Below are 14890 nucleotides of genomic sequence, written 5' to 3'. Positions count from 1 at the left end.
CCCCCGGACGGAGTCTGGGGGAGAGTCAATGTGGCCTGGGGCCCGTAGACATGCGAAAACCGGGGAGACAGGGGGCGGACCTGTCTCCCCGGCGCTTTTCGGGGGTGCGACTGCCTCGTAGGGGTTAGTTGAGGCCGTTGTCCATCGCGCTCACGAGCTCACCGTTCGCGGTGTCACCGCTGAACTCCCAGAAGAACGCCCCGCCCAGGCCCTGGCTGTTCGCCCAGGCCATCTTGGACGTGATCGTCGCCGGGGTGTCGTAGCTCCACCAGTTGGTGCCGCAGTGGGCGTACGCCGTCCCGGCGATCGTGCCGGTGGCCGGGCAGCTGTTCTTCAGGACCTTGTAGTCCTCGATGCCGGCCTCGTACGTTCCCGGGGCCGCACCCGTCGCCGTTCCGCCGGGTGCTGCCTGGGTGACGCCGGTCCAGCCGCGTCCGTAGAAGCCGATGCCCAGGAGCAGCTTCTTCGCCGGGACGCCCTTGGCCTTCAGCTTGGCGATGGCCGCGGCGGAGTTGAAGCCCTCCTGCGGGATGCCGCTGTACGAGTTCAGCGGGGAGTGCGGGGCCGTCGGGCCCTTGGCCGCCCAGGCGCCGAAGAAGTCGTACGTCATGACGTTGTACCAGTCGAAGGACTGCGCGGCGCCGGCGTAGTCCGCGGCGTCGATCTTGCCGCCCGCGGAACCGTCCGCGGTGATGGCGGCGGTGACGAGGTAGTCCGAGCCGAATTCCGTACGCAGCGCCGAGGAGAGGTTCTTCAGCGCGGCGGGGCCGCTGGTGTCACAGGTCAGACCGCAGGCGTTGGGGTACTCCCAGTCGATGTCGATGCCGTCGAAGACATCGGCCCAGCGGGGGTCCTCCACCAGGTCGTGGCAGGACTGGGCGAACGCGGCCGGGTTCTGCGCCGCGGCACCGAAGCCGCCGGACCAGGTCCAGCCTCCGAAGGACCAGAGGATCTTGATGTGCGGGTACTCGGCCTTCAGCTTGCGGAGCTGGTTGAAGTTGCCGCGCAGCGGCTGGTCCCAGGTGTCGGCGACGCCGTCGACCGACTGGTCGGCGGTGTAGGCCTTGTCGTAGTCGGCGTAGGCGTCACCGATGGTGCACTTGCCGCCCTGGACGTTGCCGAACGCGTAGTTGATGTGCGTGATCTTCTCGGCGGAGCCGGAGGTCACCAGGTTCTTGACGTGGTAGTTGCGCCCGTAGACGCCCCACTCGGTGAAGTAGCCGAGGTTGACCTTGTCGCCGGGGCCGGGGCCCGGGTCCGTGGTGCCGGTGGTGCGGACGGCGACCGAGGCGCTGACCGGGCCGGTCTGGTCGGCGGTGTCACGCGCCTGCACCGTGTACGAGTAGTCCGTGCCCTTGGTGAGGGCCGTGTCGGTGTACGTCGTCGTGGTCACCGTGGCGACCTTGGCGCCGTCGCGCAGGACGTCGTAGTTCTTGATGCCCTTGTCGTCGGTGGCGGCGGCCCAGCTGAGCTTCGCCGAGGTGTCGGTGATGCCGCTCGCGGTGGGGGTGCCGGGCTTGGACGGGGCGCTGTCGCCGGGGACGCTGCCGCCGTCACAGGAGGCGCCGTTCAGCTTGCAGCCGGTGGGGGAGCCGGTGCCGGTGCCGTTGAAGCCGAAGCTGATGCTGGCGCCGGGTGCGACCGTGCCGTTCCAGCCCAGGTTCTTGGCGGTCCAGTGGGTTCCGGAGCTCGTGACGGCGGCGTCCCAGGCGGAGCCGACCGCGGTGCCGGAGGGGAAGTCCCACTCGATCGTCCACGAGGAGAGGGCGGTCGTGCCGGTGTTCTTGACCGTCCACTGGCCCTCGAAGCCGCTGCCCCAGTCGGACTTCTTGACGTAGGTGGCGGTCGCGGACGTGGCGGCCTCGGCCGGAGAGGCCAGGCCGACCATCGCGGCGAGGGGGAGCAGGAGCGCGGTGAGGGCCGCGACCGTCCTCGACCTGGCGGGTGCGGAGGCAGCGCGTCTCCATCTCAGACGCGTGAGGCGTACGGGGTTGTCAGTGCTCAACGGTGCTCCTCGGGTGAGGTCCGGCAATCGGGGTGGTCCGTCAAACCCTGCGTCGCCCTGAGCCCGCTTTGTCATGGCGTACTCACCGCAGCGTGTGTCCGGTGAGATTAGGAAGGTCTGGACCAATCGTCAAGAGGTCCAGACCAAAGTTCCGGAACCGTCATCGGAGCCCCAACTCCTGAGCGAGTACGGCCGCTTGGACCCGGCTGCGCAGCTCCAGCTTGCCGAGCAGCCTGCTGACGTGCGTCTTCACCGTAGCCTCCGCCATCGACAGCCGCTCCGCGATCTCGGCGTTGGACAGCCCCTCGCCGAGACATCCCAGCACCTCGCGCTCCCGCCGGGTCAGCGCGTCCAGCACCGCGGGATCGGCCGTGCGCGTGGGCGCCGCCCCGGCGAACTCCGCGATCAGACGGCGCGTCACGGCGGGGGCGATCAGCCCCTCGCCCCGCGCCACCGTGCGGACCGCGTCGAGCAGGTCCTTCGCGTCGGTGTTCTTCAGCAGGAAGCCCGACGCGCCGGCGCGCAGCGCGCCGAAGACGTACTCGTCCAGGTCGAACGTGGTCAGCACCAGCACGTCCGCCAGCCCCTCACCCACGACCTGCCGCGTCGCGGACACCCCGTCGAGCCGGGGCATCTGCACGTCCATCAGCACCAGGTCCGGCCGGAGTTCACGGGCCAGGCGCACGGCCTCCTCCCCGTCGGCCGCCTCGCCCGCCACCTCGATGTCCGGAGCGCTGCCGAGGATGAGCACCAGCCCCGCGCGCACCGCCGACTGGTCCTCCGCGACCAGCACCCGGATCGTCATGAGCGGTACGTCCTTTTCCCGACGGGCAGTTCGGCCCGCACCAGCCAGATCTTCGTGCCGTCGCCCCGGGGTTCAGGCCCGGCCTCGATACCCCCGCCCAACAGCGCCACCCGTTCCCGCATTCCCACCAGACCGGCCCCCGAACCGGGTGCGCGCGGTCCCGGCCGATCGCCCAGCACACTGCTCACCTCGACCCTCAGCACCCCGCGCGCACGCTCCAGCCGGACCGCCACCGGACCGGGCGCCGCATGCTTCAACGCGTTCGTCAGCGACTCCTGCACGATGCGGTAGGCCGCGAGCTCCACCGGTGCGGGCAGCGGCCCGGACTCCTCGCGGACGTCGTCCAGGGTGATGGTGAGCCCGCTGGACGCGGAGTTCGCGCCCGCCTGGCCGACGAGGACGTCCAGGGAGGCGAGGGTCGGGGCCGCGCTCGGCGGCCCGGCCGCGCCGCTCTCCCTCAGCAGCCCGATCAGGCGCCGCATCTCCGCCAGCCCGTCGACACTGTTCTGCCGGATCACCCCGAGGGCCTCGCGGGAGGTGCCCGGATCGTCGATGGAGAGTGCGGCGGTGGAGTGGATGGCGATCGCGGAGAGATGGTTGGCGACCATGTCGTGCAGCTCCCGGGCCATCCGGGAACGCTCGGCCGTCACCGCCTGCACCCGGTCCATCTCCGCCAGCAGCGCGGTCTGGTCGGCACGCAGCCGGGCCGCCTCCGCCGCGTCCCGGTGGTTGCGCACGGCGGCGCCGGTGAGGGCCGGGCCGAAGGAGACCATGCCGACGACGATCCCGATGAGTACGGCGTCCGCCGACGGGGCCCAGGCGATGAAGCCGACCGTCGTGGCGACCGTGACGAGCAGCGTGATCACCGGGATGCGGCGTGAGGCGGCGGGCGTGGAGTACAGCACCGCCGCGTACACGAGGTCCGTGAACAACAGCAGGGTCGCGAGGCTCCCCACCGTGAACTGGTCGGCCACCAGGGCGAGGGTGCCGACCGCCAGAGCGGTGAGCGGGGCGCTGCGCCGTAGCAGTTCGAGGGCCGACATCACCACGAGCGGCAGCAGGGACATCCAGGGGACGTCGAAGAGCCGGCCGTTCTGGATATGGACACCGATCAGCCACAGGATCACACCGCCGGACAGCCCGGTGACCGCGAGCAGGACGTCGTCGCGATGCGGGCGCGCAAGGGAGAACACCCGCTCATCCAACACGGCTCGGGCCCGCACCACGTCCGTACGCGGGGTGAGGCGTGTGTACATCGAAGGATGCAGTCACGTTTCGTCACTGCCGACGACGATCCGGCGCCGTACGGAAGGGAGCCTGGAGAGGACGGAAGGGGAAGTGCCGTGATCGTCACACTGATCGTGCTCTGCGAGGTCGGATTCTGGGTGCTGCTGGCCGCCGGACTCGCGCTGCGGTACGTCGCGCGGAAGCCGCGGCTGGGCGCCGCCGTCCTGCTGTGCGAGCCCCTGCTGGAGGTCGTCCTGCTGGTGGTGACGGCCATGGACCTGAAGAACGGCGCCGAGCCGGACTGGAAGCACGGCCTCGCCGCCGTCTACATCGGCTTCACGGTCGGGCTCGGCCACTCCACCATCAAGTGGGTCGACGCCAGGGTCGCCCACCGCTTCGCGGGCGGCCCGCCGCCGGTGAAGCCCCCGAAGTACGGGATGGCGCGGGCCGCCCACGAGTGGCGCACCGCGGGCCGCTGGACCGTGGCCGCGGGGACCGCCACGGCCCTGCTCCAGGCGGCCATCTGGTACGTCGGCGGGGACGGCGACACCGGCTCGCTGGAGGCATGGCAGCAGAAGATGCTCTGGGTGATCGGGATCAACCTGGTCATCGCCGTGGGCTACACGCTGTGGCCCAAGCGGCAACCCGAGGACCGCGTCGGGGCGGGCCGCTGATCAGCGCTCGCCGCCCGGCACCCACAGCACGTCGCCGACCTCCTTGTTCGCCGTCCTCGCGAGGATGAACAGGAGGTCGGAGAGGCGGTTCAGATACGTCGCGGTCAGCGCGTTCATCACGTCCCCGTGCACCTCCAGCGCCGCCCAGGTGGAGCGCTCGGCCCGCCGCACGACCGTGCAGGCCTGGTGCAGCAGCGCCGCGCCCGGGGTCCCGCCGGGGAGGATGAAGCTGCGAAGCTTCTCCAGCTCCTCCAGGAAGGTGTCGCAGTCCGCCTCCAGCTTGTCGACGTAGGACTGCTCGACCCGCAGCGGCGGGTACTCCGGGTCCTCCACCACCGGCGTGGACAGGTCGGCGCCCACGTCGAACAGGTCGTTCTGCACACGGACGAGGACCTTCACGACGTCCTCGGAGAGGTTCCCGAGCGCGACGGCCGTACCGATGACGGCGTTGGCCTCGTTGGCGTCGGCGTAGGCCGCGATCCGCAGATCGGTCTTGGCGGTCCGGCTCATGTCGCCGAGGGCGGTGGTGCCCTTGTCGCCGGTACGGGTGTAGATGCGCGTCAGATTGACCATGGGGTCAGCGTAGTTACGCTCCGGCCCTGCGGAAGACACGCGTGCCGACCGTCACAGCCAGAAGGGCGAACGCGAGCGCCACCAGCACCCCGTACAGCATGTGCGCCGTGGCGTACGAGCCGACGTACGCGTCCCGCACCGCGTCCACCAGGTAGCGGAACGGCGTGAAGTGCGACAGGACGTCCAGCCAGGCGGGGCCGAGCGTCATCGGCAGCATCAGTCCGGAGAGCAGCATCGCCGGCATGGTCAGCGAGTTGATCACCGGCCCGAACTCCTGCGGCGTACGCACCTTCATGGCCAGGGCGTACGACAGCGAGGCCAGCGAGACGGTCAGCAGGCCCACGAAGGCGAAGCCGATCACCACCCCGGGCAGCGGCGCGCGCAGCCCCATCACCAGCGCGGCGAGCACCAGCAGCACGGCCTGGAACATGAACAGCAGGGCGTCCCGCAGGACCCGCCCGAGCAGGAGGGCCAACCGGCTGACGGGGGTCACGCGCATGCGTTCCACGACCCCCGTCGACTTCTCGATGATGATCGAGAACCCGGCGAACGAAGCGCCGAAGAGGCCCAGTTGGAGCAGCAGTCCGGGCACCAGGACCTGCCAGGAGTCACCGGCGGAGCCGAGCGGGAGGCCCGTGAGGAGCGGGCCGAAGAAGAACAGGTAGAGCAGCGGCATCAGGATCCCGAAGAAGATCTGGAACCGGGAGCGCAGCGTCTGCCGGACGTACCGGCCGAAGATCAGTGAGGTGTCGCGGAGAAGCGGCATGGGACGTCCTATACGGCGATGGGGGCGGCCTCGGCGGAGCTCGGGGCCCGCCCGGTGATCGCCAGGAAGGTCTCGTGGAGCGAGGCGTCGGGCGAGCCGGCGTGCTCGGTCTTCAGCGCGGCCGGTGCGCCCTCGGCGACGACCAGGCCGCCGTCGATGACGACCAGCCGGTCAGCGAGGGCGTCGGCCTCGTCGAGGTAGTGGGTGGTGAGCACGACCGTCGTGCCGAAGTCGTCCCGCAGGCCCCGGACCAGGTCCCACAGGTCCTCCCGGCTGCCCGGGTCGAGCCCGGTGGTCGGCTCGTCGAGGAAGAGAACGGCGGGGCGGTGGGTAAGACCCATCGCGATGTCGAGGCGGCGGCGCTGGCCGCCGGAGAGCGCGGCCGTCCTGCGGTCGAGCAGGCCGTCGAGGCCGAGGCGGGCCGCCAGCTCGGCCGTGCGCGCGACGGCGTCGGCCTTGCCCAGCCGGTACAACCGCCCCTGGGTGACCAGCTCCTCCCGCACGGTGACGTGCGGGTCCACCCCGCCGGACTGCGCGACGTAACCGCACTTCTCGCGGACGCCCGCCGGGTCCGCCGTCAGGTCGCAGCCGGCGACCGTGGCCGCGCCGCCAGTGGGGGCGAGCAGCGTCGTGAGCATCCGCAGGGTGGTGGTCTTGCCCGCGCCGTTGGGGCCGAGGAGGCCGACGATCTCACCGGGCATGACGGCCAGGTCGACCGAACGCACGGCATGGACCGGCCCGGTCCTGGTCGTGAAGGTCCGGGCGAGCCCGGACGTGCTGATGATTGGCATAGCGACCACAAAAACAGAGTGACTTAAAAATTGCAATCTCTCCAAAATTATAGAGACACCACGGCCTCCGTAGGATGGGTCCATGGCTGAGGGACTGAGGGAGCGGAAGAAGCGCCGGACGAGGCAGCACCTCTCGGACGTGGCCACCGGGCTCTTCGTGGAGCGGGGCTTCGACGCGGTCACGATCGCCGAGATCGCCCAGGCCGCCGACGTCTCGGTGAACACCGTCTACAACTACTTCCCCGCGAAGGAGGACCTCTTCCTGGACCGCGGCAGCGGCATCGTCGACCGGCTCCCGCGCTGGGTCCGGGGCCGCGACACGGGCGAGTCGGCCGCCGAGGCCGTCCTGCGTGAACTGCGGATCCAGGTGGAGGGCGTCTCGCCGACGGTCGGACTCATGGACGGCTACGCGAGCTTCATGCGGGTCATCGAAGGCGCCGACACCCTCAAGGCCCGGCTCTGGCACATCGGTCAGGAGGCCCAGCTCCGGCTGGAGACGACCCTGCGGGAGGAGTCCCGGGCGGATGCCGGCGACCCGCTCCCGGACCTGGTGGCCGGTCAGCTCTCCTGGGTGCACAGCACGCTCATGGCGTACATCGGCCGCGAGATGGTCGCCGGCCGCAAGCCGGAGGAGGTCTCCCGGGACGCGCTCGCCCTGCTCGACGACATGGAGGAGCTCCTCGGCGAGAAGGTGCTCAACTACGCGCGGCGCGCCGCCGCGTGACACCGGCCGGTGTGATGTCCGTCATGTGAGACGTGACGCGCATCTCTTCGGGGCCTCAGGGCCCCTCACGGGTACTAATCTCCGCCGGAGAGCATGCGAACAACTGAGAAGCATTGGGGTGCGAACGTGGCCAGGAAGCTCGCCGTCATCGGCGCCGGACTCATGGGGTCCGGTATCGCGCAGGTCTCCGCCCAGGCGGGCTGGGACGTCGTGCTGCGTGATGTCACGGACGAGGCCCTGGCCCGCGGGCGTGGCGGCATCGAGGCCAGTTACGGCAAGTTCGTCGCCAAGGGCAAGCTGGACGCGGCCGACGCCGAGGCCGCGCTCGCCCGGATCACCACGACGACCGACCTCGACGCCGTGGCGGACGCCGACGTCGTCGTCGAGGCCGTCTTCGAGAAGCTCGAGGTCAAGCACGAGATCTTCCGCACGCTCGACAAGGTCGTGCGGGAGGACGCCGTCCTCGCCTCCAACACCTCCGCCATCCCGATCACCAAGATCGCGGCCGTGACGGAGCGCCCGGAGCGGGTCGTCGGTGTGCACTTCTTCTCGCCGGTCCCGATGATGCAGCTCTGCGAGCTGGTGCGCGGCTACAAGACCAGTGACGAAACGCTCGCCACCGCACGGGAGTTCGCCGAGTCCGTGGGCAAGACCTGCATCGTCGTCAACCGCGACGTCGCGGGCTTCGTCACCACCCGGCTGATCTCGGCGCTCGTCGTCGAGGCGGCCAAGCTGTACGAGTCGGGCGTCGCCTCGGCCGAGGACATCGACACCGCGTGCAAGCTGGGCTTCGGACACGCCATGGGCCCGCTCGCCACGGCCGACATGACCGGCGTGGACATCCTCCTGCACGCGACCGGCAACATCTACACCGAGTCCCAGGACGAGAAGTTCGCCGCTCCGGAACTGATGCGCCGGATGGTCGACGCAGGTGACATCGGGCGCAAGAGCGGGCAGGGCTTCTACACCTACTGATCACGACCGGGTCCCCGGCTGCCTGATGCGCCGTCAGTCAGAGTCGGGGACCCGGGATCCGGGCGCCGCCCGGCGCCCGGATCCAGCGGGTACCGCCGGACCTGCTTCACCCCTCGGGGTGAATTCGGTATCGGTTCGCTTACAGACGGCAACTTCCCTGTCGCTGCGGCAGTCAGTTGTGGCAGAGGCAGAAAGAGAAACCAGACAGACCGACCTTGCTGCGGAGAGTTCCGGGGAGCGTATATGCACATCAGGGGCGACCACGCCGAGCTGGTCGTCGGGGGCCGCCTCGACGTCCGAAGCGCGGCGGACGCCCGTACGGTTCTGCACTCGGCCGTCGACGACGGAGCCGGCGACCTCGTGCTGAACCTGACCGAGCTGGACTCGTGGGACGCCACCGGACTCGGCGTCATCATGGGCGCGCACCGCAGAGCCGGCCGGGCCGGCCGGCGGCTCGTACTGCGCGGTGTGCCGCCGCAGATGCAGCGCCTGTTGGTCGCGACGAGGCTGCACAGGATCCTGGCGATCGAGGGCGGGCTCGCCGCGGACTCCCTGCCACGCGTCTGACGGGAACCGCGGGGCCCCCGCCCGGCCCGCGCCGCCCGGGAGCGGAGATACGCGCACAATCCTCACGAGAATGTGATGTGGGGAGCCGCGCGGCCACCCACCGGATCGTAGATACTGTGCGAAGGTTTAGGGTTCGGCCGTCAGCCGATCGACGAGGACCCACTGGCGGACACCGGACCGGGAGCGACAGCGGGGCGTGCGAGGCCGGAGGGGGCAACCGCGCGCTGCGCGTCTGGGGGACTTAGACGATGGACCCGACCAACCGGGGACCCGAGGAGTACGGCCACGGAGCCGACCGTCCCGGCGAGGACGCCGGGCGGCGGCGGCAGTCCCGCGACCCGCTGACGCCCGACCTCGGGCACCAGACACCTCAGCAGTCGCGCACGGTGCAGCTGATCGCGGGTGACTTCCTGCTCACCGTCAACCCGGTCGACGGCAGCGAGATCGAGCCCTGCCCGCCGGGGGAGCGGCCCGACCCGCCCGTACGGCACACCGCCGCCCAGCGCGTGGAGCGCGAGCGCGCCGCCGCGCCACCGGTCCCCCCGGGGCCGCCCGCCCCGCAGACGCCCCTCCTGGAACGCCAGGAGGAGCGCGAGCGACTCGTACGGCTGCTCGCCCGGGGGCGCTCGGTGTGCCTCACCGGGCCGGCCGGGTCCGGGCGCACGGCCCTCCTGGACGCCGTCGCGGCCGACTGCGCGGACCTGGCACCGGACGGCGTCGTACGGCTCTCCGGATACAAGAGGACCGCCGGCGAGCTGCTGTACGGGCTCTTCGAGGCCGTCCACCGCGCCCCGCTGCACCGGCCCGACCGAGAAGGGCTCCTCGCGCTCGTCCACGGCATCGGCGCCGTCGTGGTCGTCGACGACCTGGAGCTCGGCGGCGCCGCGCTCCAGGAGCTGCTCGACGCCACCCCGGAGTGCGCGTTCCTCTTCGGCGCGACCCCCGAGGTGCCCGCGCCCGGACCCGACGCGAACCTCGAAGAGGTCTTCCTCACCGGTCTCGGCCGCAGCGCCTCGATCGAGCTGATGGAACACGTCGTGGAGCGCCCGCTCACCGACGACGAGGCGAACTGGGCGGGAGACCTCTGGTTCGAGTCCGAGGGGCTGCCGCTGCGCTTCGTCCAGGCGGGCGCCCTGCTGCGCCAGCGCGACGATCTGCGCCCCGTGCAGGACGCGTTCGACGGCTACGACGACGACCCGGCCGACGCCCCCTTCGGCCGGACCGAGGACGTGAGCCTCCCGCTCCCCAGCCTCGGCGAGGGCGCCGCGCCCGCGGCCCTGCTCGCGTCCCGGCTGAGCGAGGCCGCCCGCGAGACCCTGCGCTTCGCCGTCGCGCTCGGCGGTGAGGTACCGCACCAGGCGCACCTGCCGGCCCTCGTGGGCGACACCCACGCCGACGCCGCGCTGGGCGAGCTGGCCCTCAGCGGCCTGCTCTCCCCGGCCGGCCCCCGCTACCGGCTGGCCGCCGGGGTGCTGGCCCAGCTGGAGGCGAGCGGATACGACGAGAGCGCGGAGGCCCATGCCCGCAGCGCCGCCCAGCACTACGCCTGGTGGGCGGGCCACCCCTCCGTCACCCCGGAGCGGGCGGTCGCCGAGGCGGACGCCCTCCTCGCCTCGATGACCCGCCTCGTCCCCGGCGAGGCACCGGGACAGACCAGCGTGGCCGTCCTGCTGGCCCGCAGCGCCGCTCCCGCCTTCGCGGCGGGAATGCAGTGGGGCGCCTGGGAGAAGGCTCTCAGGACCGGCCTGGAGGCCGCGAGGATCGCCGGTGAGGTCGCGGAAGAGGCCTACTTCCACCATGAGTTGGGCGTCCTCGCGCTCTGTGCCGGCAATCTGGACCGCGCCAGGGCCGAGCTGGAGGCATCCATCGGCATGCGCGGGGCGCTCGCCGACAAGCCCGGCGCGGTGGCCGGACGCCGGGCACTCGCCCTCGTAGGTGACCGCTCGGGCGAACCGATACTGAGCACTCCGGCGGGCGAGGAGGTGCCGGCCCCGCGCCACGACGAGTCGGCCTCGCCCCCCGGCGGCATTCCGGCGGCCATGCCCCTCTTCCCCCGGCTGACGGACACCTCAGCGACCCTGATCAGCCGTCAGGACCCGCCGCCCCCCGGCCCGCCCACCGGGCGCATGGGAGTGCTCCGGGGCGCCCGGCGCAATCTCGTCGCCGTGGGCGCGGGCGCGCTGCTGGCAGCCGTGCTCGGCACCGTCGTGACCCTGGGAGCCACTTCGGGGAGCGAGGAGCCGGACGGCCAGAACGTCACGACCGAACAGTCGGCGAACGAGGACGACAGCGAGGACGGTCTCCCCGCCGACGAGCCGACCGGTGACCCGGCCACCGACGAGGGTACGGCCGACGGATCCGAGTCCCCCAGCCCGTCGGGCACCACCGCCCCGTCCACGAGCGGCAGCCCCTCTCCGGGCACCTCGAGCCCGGGCACGACCCCGGGATCGGGCTCCCCGTCGAGCGGTGACCCCACGGGTGAGGACTCGCCGTCGGAGGAAGCCCCCGAGCCGACGAAGTCGACGCCCGAGCCCACCGAGTCCGAGTCCGGGCCCGGGACCCCCACCGAGACCCCGCCCGAGACACCCACCGACGAGCCGACCCCGACGGACACCCCGACGACGGAGCCGGAGACCTCCAACTCGGCGAGCGGCCCGGCGGAGACCGTCACGGCCTCCGCGACGGAGAGCGGTTCGGCCTCCCCGACGGTGGCCTGAACACGAAAGCGCCGTACGGCTCCGGACAAGCGGGCCGTACGGCGGTAGGTGAGCGGGCGGCAGCCCCGGGTCAGAACAGCCGCAGCTTGTCGTCCTCGATGCCCCGCATCGCGTCGTAGTCGAGGACCAGGCACCCGATCCCACGGTCCGTGGCCAGCACCCGGGCCTGCGGCTTGATCTCCTGGGCGGCGAACACACCCCGCACCGGAGCCAGATGGGGATCACGGTTGAGCAGCTCCAGATAGCGGGTCAGCTGCTCCACACCGTCGATGTCGCCCCTGCGCTTCAGCTCCACGGCCACCGTCGCACCGTCCGCGTCACGGCACAGGATGTCGACCGGGCCGATCGCGGTCGGATACTCACGCCGGATCAGGGTGTAGCCCTCGCCGATCGTCTCGATGCGGTCGGCGAGCAGCTCCTGGAGATGCGCCTCCACGCCGTCCTTGATGAGCCCCGGGTCGACACCCAGCTCATGCGACGAGTCGTGGAGGATCTCCTCCATGGTGATGATCAGTTTCTCGCCCGCCTTGTTCACCACGGTCCAGACGCCCGCGCTGTCGTCGGCGCCCTCCTTCAGGGTGCACGGCGGCGACATCCAGTTGAGAGGTTTGTACGCCCGGTCGTCGGCGTGGATCGAGACGCTGCCGTCCGCCTTCACCAGGATCAGACGGGGGGCGGAGGGCAGGTGGGCGGTGAGCCGGCCCGCGTAGTCGACGGAGCAACGGGCGATGACGAGACGCATGGTCGGCAACGCTACTCGACGACCCACGGTCCACGCGATTCCCGCCCTCCTCAGTGGCACCTCCCGACCGGGCCCGATCGGTCTTGCCCCTCTTTGCGACCGTTCGTTATTGGCCGGTTGTGTTCCCAATCTCCTGGTGCGGCCCGGACTGCACGCTTAACGTGGAAGCAGGAGGTCGCCGTCTGTGTACACAGCGTCGCCGTCCTGCCCTGCCCGTAAGGCCCCGGCGCTCCGCCGGGGTCGCGAGAGGAGAACCCATGTCGCTCGACGTCTCACCGGCCCTGTTGGAACAGGCCGAGCGAGGCGAGGTCGACGAAGCCGACTTCGTCGACTGCGTCCGGACCTCCCTGCCCTACGCATGGGAGATGATCAGCTCCCTGGTGGCCCAGCTGAAGGTCGACGGCGGAGAGTTCGCCGACAACCAGACGCCCCCGCCGGACGAGCAGGCACGTGGTCAGCTGCTGCGTGCGCTCGCGAGTGATGCGATACGCGGCGCGCTGCAGCGGCACTTCGGAGTGCGTCTGGCATTCCAGAACTGCCACCGCGTCGCGGTGTTCCCGCTGGACGACTCGGTCGACGAGCGGCTGGCCCGATTCACCTCGGTGAGAGGCCAGTTGCTCAACCAGTCGCCCGAGCTGCGGGACTGCTGAGCGCTTCTGCTGCCGCTTCGGGCCGCGGGAGGTGCAACTGGCTCCGGAGCGGCAGCTCCCGCACCACCAGGACCACCGGCGTGAACAGCTCACACCAGCAACGGCAGCACTTCCGTGCCCAGCCGCTCCACATTGGTCTCCGTCGCCGCGAGATCTCCCGAGCCCTCGACCATGAGCGCGAAGCGGGTGATGCCCGTGCGCTCAGCCGTGGCCGCGAGCCGGTCGGCGGCGAAACGGGGCGGACCCACCGGATGCAGGCCGCAGAGGAACTCGGTGTAGGCCACGGGGTCGCGCATCACCCGGTGCCGCCCGTCGACCGTCACATGGGCGTCGAGCCCCTGACGCAGCCAGCCCGGCATCGCCTTCACGAGCGTCTCCACGGCGTCCGCCGGACGGTCGGAGATCTGGGCCACCCCTGCGGACACATGTGCTACCCGCTCCGCGACCTCCGCCGGCTGACCGGCCTCCCGGGCCGCCGAACGCCAGAGCGTGACCATGTCGGCCTTCTCCTCGTCGCCGCAGTGCATCCCGAGGAGCATCGGCAAACCCTTTTCAGCGGCGAGTTTCACGCTTTTCGGCGACGTGCACGCGACGATCACCTCGGGCCCCGGCGGACCGTCCCCGAGGAGCTCGTCGGCGCGGGGGACCACGGCCACTTCGCGGAAGCCGTAACGCTCCCCGCCCCCCGCCACCCGGGGCTTGTCCAGCCAGTCGAGCAGCAGATCCAGCGCCTCGGGGAAGCCCTTCTCGTAAGCGTCGAGGCCACCGCCGAAGACCTCCAGGTCGACCCACGGCCCGCCGCGCCCCACCCCGAGGGAGAAGCGCCCGCCGCTGGTCAGATGCAGCAGCGCGGCCTGCTCGCCGAGCGCTACCGGGTGCTGGCTCGGCAGCACGCTCACCGCCGTGCCCACACGGATCCTGCGGGTGCGGCCGAGCAGCAGGGCGGCCAGTGTCGTGGCGGACGGGCACACCCCGTACGGCACGAAGTGGTGTTCCGCCAGCCAGACGGATTCGAGCCCGGCCTCCTCCGCGACTTCCGCGGAGCGGACCGCCCGGTGCAGGGCCTCACCCTGCCCCTGGCCCGGAAACTGAGCTGCCAGTACGAATGTTCCTACGCGCATCGCCTGTTACCTCCTAGCGGCCGACGCGGCTGTCCCTCTACCGGCAACAACGTCTGACACGTGCCAAAGGCACGGTCCAGGGCGAAGTTGTTGCGATTTTCCGGTAACCCACCCGCCCCTCGGGTGGACATCCGCCACTCCCGACGCTGGTCAGCCGCCGGTGGCTCTAGGCTGGACGGAACAATCCGCCCCGTGCCCGTCCCGTGAGGTGTCCCGTGTCCCCGCGCCGCAACCGCCCCCGAGGCGGCGAGAGTCCCACCGGCAGCCCACGAGAGGCGGGGGAGCGCTACGGAGGGGGCGGCGCCACGGAGAGCTGGCAGGGCGAGGAGTGGTCGGTGCGCCCGGTGAGCGGCGCGAGCGCGGCGGGCAAGCGCTACCGCTGCCCCGGCTGCGACCAGGAGATCCCGTCGGGTGTCCCGCACCTCGTCGCCTGGCCCGAGTTCGGCGGGATCGACGACCGCAGGCACTGGCACAAGGCCTGCTGGAACGCGAAGGACCGCCGCACCACACGGGTGCAGCGGTCCAGGAACGCTCCGCGCTACTGAGCGGCGGC

15 protein-coding genes are annotated in these 14890 nt (G+C 71.2%); 7 read left to right on the top strand and 8 right to left on the bottom strand.

Features of this window, described 5'->3' with window-relative positions:
- Window positions 1-124: 124 nt before the first annotated feature.
- The 3 genes from ACZ32T_RS18860 to ACZ32T_RS18850 form a co-directional block, all read right to left on the bottom strand.
- Window positions 125-2005, bottom strand: coding sequence for a glycosyl hydrolase family 18 protein (locus tag ACZ32T_RS18860; protein WP_467367859.1), 1881 nt, complete (start codon window positions 2003-2005; stop codon window positions 125-127).
- Window positions 2006-2165: 160 nt separating this feature from the next.
- Window positions 2166-2810, bottom strand: coding sequence for a response regulator (locus ACZ32T_RS18855; protein WP_467266048.1), 645 nt, complete (start codon window positions 2808-2810; stop codon window positions 2166-2168).
- Window positions 2807-4003, bottom strand: coding sequence for a sensor histidine kinase (locus ACZ32T_RS18850; protein WP_467266253.1), 1197 nt, complete (start codon window positions 4001-4003; stop codon window positions 2807-2809). The genes ACZ32T_RS18855 and ACZ32T_RS18850 overlap by 4 nt, the downstream gene beginning before the upstream one ends.
- A 150-nt stretch (window positions 4004-4153) precedes the next feature.
- On the opposite strand from ACZ32T_RS18850, the gene ACZ32T_RS18845 reads away from it, so the two are divergent.
- The gene (locus ACZ32T_RS18845; RefSeq protein ID WP_467367857.1) at window positions 4154-4711 is read left to right on the top strand and encodes a hypothetical protein; all 558 of its coding nucleotides are present in this window, start codon (window positions 4154-4156) and stop codon (window positions 4709-4711) included.
- Here the strand turns inward: ACZ32T_RS18845 and ACZ32T_RS18840 are convergent, their stop codons facing one another.
- From ACZ32T_RS18840 to ACZ32T_RS18830, 3 genes are read right to left on the bottom strand one after another with little or no spacing between them, the layout of a single operon-like run.
- Window positions 4712-5284: a cob(I)yrinic acid a,c-diamide adenosyltransferase gene (locus tag ACZ32T_RS18840; protein WP_467266044.1), complete on the bottom strand. Its 573-nt coding sequence runs from the start codon at window positions 5282-5284 to the stop codon at window positions 4712-4714.
- A gap of 13 nt (window positions 5285-5297) precedes the next feature.
- Window positions 5298-6050, bottom strand: coding sequence for an ABC transporter permease (locus ACZ32T_RS18835; RefSeq protein ID WP_467266042.1), 753 nt, complete (start codon window positions 6048-6050; stop codon window positions 5298-5300).
- 8 nt (window positions 6051-6058) lie between these two features.
- Window positions 6059-6841, bottom strand: a complete 783-nt coding sequence (locus tag ACZ32T_RS18830; protein WP_467367855.1) for an ABC transporter ATP-binding protein — start codon at window positions 6839-6841, stop codon at window positions 6059-6061.
- A gap of 82 nt (window positions 6842-6923) precedes the next feature.
- Between ACZ32T_RS18830 and ACZ32T_RS18825 the strand changes: the two genes are divergently transcribed.
- From ACZ32T_RS18825 to ACZ32T_RS18810, 4 genes are all read left to right on the top strand, one after another.
- Window positions 6924-7565, top strand: a complete 642-nt coding sequence (locus tag ACZ32T_RS18825; RefSeq protein ID WP_467266038.1) for a TetR/AcrR family transcriptional regulator — start codon at window positions 6924-6926, stop codon at window positions 7563-7565.
- A gap of 126 nt (window positions 7566-7691) precedes the next feature.
- Window positions 7692-8540: a 3-hydroxyacyl-CoA dehydrogenase family protein gene (locus ACZ32T_RS18820; RefSeq protein ID WP_104791876.1), complete on the top strand. Its 849-nt coding sequence runs from the start codon at window positions 7692-7694 to the stop codon at window positions 8538-8540.
- A 243-nt stretch (window positions 8541-8783) separates the two neighbouring features.
- The gene (locus tag ACZ32T_RS18815; protein ID WP_014154038.1) at window positions 8784-9107 is read left to right on the top strand and encodes an STAS domain-containing protein; all 324 of its coding nucleotides are present in this window, start codon (window positions 8784-8786) and stop codon (window positions 9105-9107) included.
- A 248-nt stretch (window positions 9108-9355) separates the two neighbouring features.
- Complete coding sequence (locus ACZ32T_RS18810; protein WP_467367853.1) at window positions 9356-11824, top strand: ATP-binding protein; 2469 nt, start codon at window positions 9356-9358, stop codon at window positions 11822-11824.
- A gap of 70 nt (window positions 11825-11894) precedes the next feature.
- Here ACZ32T_RS18810 and nucS read toward each other — a convergent pair whose 3' ends face one another.
- The gene (nucS, locus tag ACZ32T_RS18805) at window positions 11895-12566 is read right to left on the bottom strand and encodes an endonuclease NucS (protein ID WP_203182493.1); all 672 of its coding nucleotides are present in this window, start codon (window positions 12564-12566) and stop codon (window positions 11895-11897) included.
- A 257-nt stretch (window positions 12567-12823) separates the two neighbouring features.
- On the opposite strand from nucS, the gene ACZ32T_RS18800 reads away from it, so the two are divergent.
- Entirely contained in the window at window positions 12824-13216 is a 393-nt protein-coding gene (locus ACZ32T_RS18800; RefSeq protein WP_104789158.1) for an SCO5389 family protein, read from the top strand.
- A gap of 89 nt (window positions 13217-13305) precedes the next feature.
- Here the strand turns inward: ACZ32T_RS18800 and ACZ32T_RS18795 are convergent, their stop codons facing one another.
- Window positions 13306-14337, bottom strand: coding sequence for an LLM class flavin-dependent oxidoreductase (locus ACZ32T_RS18795; RefSeq protein ID WP_467266033.1), 1032 nt, complete (start codon window positions 14335-14337; stop codon window positions 13306-13308).
- Window positions 14338-14552: 215 nt separating this feature from the next.
- Between ACZ32T_RS18795 and ACZ32T_RS18790 the strand changes: the two genes are divergently transcribed.
- Window positions 14553-14882: an ATP/GTP-binding protein gene (locus ACZ32T_RS18790; RefSeq protein ID WP_104789162.1), complete on the top strand. Its 330-nt coding sequence runs from the start codon at window positions 14553-14555 to the stop codon at window positions 14880-14882.
- Window positions 14883-14890: the final 8 nt, after the last annotated feature.

The sequence above is a fragment of the Streptomyces sp. NPDC023573 genome (genome assembly GCF_055559735.1).
This window is presented reverse-complemented; position numbering and strand designations above follow the sequence as displayed.

What these genes read in the sequence shown, in the direction of transcription:
- ACZ32T_RS18855 (WP_467266048.1), bottom strand. Translation starts at nt 2,810, where the DNA reads ATGACGATCCGGGTGCTGGTCGCGGAGGACCAGTCGGCGGTGCGCGCG.
- ACZ32T_RS18840 (WP_467266044.1), bottom strand. Translation starts at nt 5,284, where the DNA reads ATGGTCAATCTGACGCGCATCTACACCCGTACCGGCGACAAGGGCACC.
- ACZ32T_RS18835 (WP_467266042.1), bottom strand. Translation starts at nt 6,050, where the DNA reads ATGCCGCTTCTCCGCGACACCTCACTGATCTTCGGCCGGTACGTCCGG.
- ACZ32T_RS18830 (WP_467367855.1), bottom strand. Translation starts at nt 6,841, where the DNA reads ATGCCAATCATCAGCACGTCCGGGCTCGCCCGGACCTTCACGACCAGG.
- ACZ32T_RS18825 (WP_467266038.1), top strand. Translation starts at nt 6,924, where the DNA reads ATGGCTGAGGGACTGAGGGAGCGGAAGAAGCGCCGGACGAGGCAGCAC.
- ACZ32T_RS18815 (WP_014154038.1), top strand. Translation starts at nt 8,784, where the DNA reads ATGCACATCAGGGGCGACCACGCCGAGCTGGTCGTCGGGGGCCGCCTC.
- ACZ32T_RS18810 (WP_467367853.1), top strand. Translation starts at nt 9,356, where the DNA reads ATGGACCCGACCAACCGGGGACCCGAGGAGTACGGCCACGGAGCCGAC.
- nucS (WP_203182493.1), bottom strand. Translation starts at nt 12,566, where the DNA reads ATGCGTCTCGTCATCGCCCGTTGCTCCGTCGACTACGCGGGCCGGCTC.
- ACZ32T_RS18800 (WP_104789158.1), top strand. Translation starts at nt 12,824, where the DNA reads ATGTCGCTCGACGTCTCACCGGCCCTGTTGGAACAGGCCGAGCGAGGC.
- ACZ32T_RS18795 (WP_467266033.1), bottom strand. Translation starts at nt 14,337, where the DNA reads ATGCGCGTAGGAACATTCGTACTGGCAGCTCAGTTTCCGGGCCAGGGG.